This is a genomic window from Thermogemmatispora sp. (assembly GCF_019683755.1).
Taxonomy (GTDB): domain Bacteria; phylum Chloroflexota; class Ktedonobacteria; order Ktedonobacterales; family Ktedonobacteraceae; genus Thermogemmatispora.
The window spans coordinates 1-3,198 of record NZ_JADGHT010000443.1; the positions used below are offsets into that span (position 1 = coordinate 1).

Consider the following 3,198-nt stretch of genomic DNA (forward strand, 5'->3'; position numbering starts at 1 on the left):
GTATACTATAGCGAGGCTCTCTTCTCTACTCTGGAGTAAGGACAGAAGACGAGCTAATCCATAGAGAAAGTAAATGTTCAGCAGCTAAATTTAGAATAATACGATTATGACGTGCATAGGGACAGCCGGGCACATTGATCATGGGAAATCGACACTTGTCAAGGCTCTCACAGGCATCGATCCTGACCGTCTTGCCGAAGAGAAAGCCCGTGGTATGACCATTGATCTGGGCTTTGCCTGGTTAAGACTACCAGACGGTCGCGAAGTTGGCATCATCGATGTACCCGGTCATGAAGGCTTCATCAAGAATATGCTCGCTGGCGTCGGAGGCATTGATGTCGCCTTGCTTGTTGTGGCCGCAGATGAAGGAGTGATGCCACAGACTCGCGAGCACCTGGCCATCCTTGATTTGCTGCAGGTGCGTAGCGGGGTAGTGGCCTTGACCAAGGCTGACCTGGTAGATGAGGAATGGTTGGCCCTTGTCAGCGAGGAGGTCGCCGCCTTACTCCGACCTACCAGCCTAGCCGGTGCCCCGATTGTTCCTGTCTCAGCCAGCACGGGTCAGGGTCTCGCTACCCTGCTGGCTCGTCTGCAGGAGGCCACAGCTCAGGCTCCCCAGCGGCCCGACTACGGACGGCCCCGTCTTCCCATCGACCGTGTTTTTACCCTTGCCGGCTTCGGGACCATTGTCACGGGCACGCTCATTGACGGCAGCTTCCAGCTAGGACAAGAAGTCGAGATTTTGCCGCGAGGCCTTAAGGCTCGCATTCGTTCGCTTCAGCGCCATCGCCAGGCGATCACTGTGGCTCAGCCAGGAGAACGCACCGCTCTCAATCTGGCCGGCGTTGGACGCCAGGAAATAGAACGGGGGAACGTTGTGACCCTGCCGGGCTTGCTGCAACCAACTACACTGATCGACGTCCGCCTGAGCTTGCTCGCCGATGCCCCCCGTCCTCTCAGGCACAACACCCTGGTTGATTTCTACTGTGGTGCTCAGGTAGTGCCAGCTAGTGTGCGTCTACTGGAGGGCGACGAGTTGTGTCCTGGTGAAAGTACCTGGGCGCAGCTGCGTTTACAGGAGCCAACGGTAGTCGCGCGCCATGATCGCTTTATTGTGCGCCTCCCCTCGCCTAGCCTGACACTCGGCGGTGGAGAGATCCTTGACGCTTATCCCGCTTATCACCGTCGTCGCCGCAGTGAGGTTCTGCAACGCCTGGAAACCCTGGCGCAGGGCAACCCTGAAGCCATCGTCCTGGCTCAGCTCACAGGGGCGCTGCGCCGCTCAACGGGTCCAACACCCCCCCATTGGCCCGCTTACGAGATCGCCGAATTGGCTCGCCTGAGTAATCTCACCCAGCCTGTGACGCAGCAGGCACTGGAGACGTTGTTAACACAGGGAAGAGTGCGACGTGTGGGAACATACTGGTTCTCACTGAGTGTCTGGCAGGCGCTCAGTGAGGCGGCCATCCGCCTGGTCCAGGATTACCATGAGCAATTTCCTCTGCGCAGTGGACTCCCGAAAGAGGAATGGCGCTCTCGTCTCCATCTGCCACCACGCCTGGCAGCGGAGGTTTTCGAAGCCCTGCGCCGCGAGGGCCTGCTTACAGAAGCTGGCAGCGCTGGTCTAATCCGTCTCCCTGGCTTCACGCCAAATCTGAGCGCTGAGCAGCAGAGGCAGGCCGCACGTTTGATCACTATCTTTCGTGCCAACCCGTTCACGCCGCCAACGCGAGGAGAGGCCGAAGAGCTGGTAGGTGGCGAGCTAGTGAGTGCCCTGATCGAACGTGGAGAACTGGTCAAGATGGGCGATGGCACTATCCTCTTTCTGCGCGAGGCATATGAGAGAGCAGTAGCACTTATCACATCCTATTTGCAGGAGCATGGTACCATTACTGTAGCTCAGGCGCGCGACCTGCTGGGTACTACACGCAAGTATGTTTTACCTCTCCTGGAGCACATGGATGCAGAGCGTATTACGCGACGAGTGGGCGATACCCGTATGCTTGTGTCCCAGACAGCAGGCATTTGAAAGCAGGGTCGCTAGCAGCAAGCACGGAAGCGGGTCAGGCTGGCTGGATGCTTCGGGCTAGTACCAGGCGAGAGGCCTCCGCAGAGGCGGTTTCCTGAGAAGGAAGAGATAGCACGTCTGTGTGGTAGAGTGGCCCGCAGAAAAGATGTTCCCAATGGGGATAGGATGCGCTACAATAAGGAGCGAACTGTAGTTTACCGGGTATCCTGCGTTTATCGTTCATAGCAGGGCGTTTGTCTAAAGAACACCTCGTCCCATCCGGAGGGCACGCTCGCTGGAGCGTGGAAGCAGCGGGCCAGGCTAGTCGGTCGAGCCGGGGAAAGTTGGCTGGACCAAGCCAGGTATTATGGAGAGGAATGGCAGGGTAGACAGGCCGCCAGGCTAGATGAGGGTTAGGCCACGCTCATCCAAGCTCGGGGAAGAACAGGCGTGGCGGGCTGACACGACGCGGGCAAAAGGTATGGAAAGACAGACGAGCAGGCCTGTTGACGGAGAGCATCGGGAAGGATCAGGGCAGGGCAGAGCTGGGAAAAAGCCAAGAGAAGAGGCGGGAGACCGGTCCGACCAGGCTGTAGGCCCTTGTGGCCCCTCCAGATAAGCTGTACGGTCAAAGCGGAGAGCTATGCAAACTGAAGTTCTGGGCGAGCGATACCAGCTATTGGACCCCATCGGTCGGGGGGGCATGGCAACCATCTACCGCGGGCGGGACCTGCGTATGGATCGCCCTGTGGCGATTAAGGTACTACGCGAGGTCTATAGTACCGACCCAAAGTTTGTCACGCGCTTCCAGCGCGAGGCAAAGGCCGCCTCTGCCCTGCAACATCCTAATATTGTTCAGGTCTATGACTACGGGCAGAGTGATGGGAACTACTACATCGTTATGGAGCTGGTCGAGGGTACAGACCTGCGCCGTTATCTGCGCTCGCGGGGCATATTGGATGTAGAGCGCGCGGTGATTATCGCCCATGATGTCGCCCTTGGCCTCGGGGCTGCTCATCGGCGCGGAATCGTTCATCGCGATGTCAAGCCTCAGAATATCCTGGTTGGACGCGATGGCTCGATCAAGCTGACTGATTTCGGTATTGCCAGCGTCTATAAGGATATCAATGCCGAGCGCTTGACAACCACCGGGATGACGCTCGGTACAGTGCAGTATTATGCTCCCGAAC

2 protein-coding genes are annotated in these 3,198 nt (G+C 58.0%); both read left to right on the top strand.

Annotated elements, in window-relative coordinates; all coding sequences use genetic code 11:
* Positions 1–106 precede the first annotated feature (106 nt).
* A complete protein-coding gene (selB, locus tag IRZ24_RS18515) occupies positions 107–2,029 on the top strand; it encodes a selenocysteine-specific translation elongation factor (RefSeq protein WP_297167640.1) in 1,923 nt (640 codons plus the stop codon).
* A gap of 622 nt (positions 2,030–2,651) precedes the next feature.
* Positions 2,652–3,198 (top strand): protein kinase (locus tag IRZ24_RS18520; RefSeq protein ID WP_297167644.1); only part of this gene is annotated, 547 nt, incomplete at its 3' end.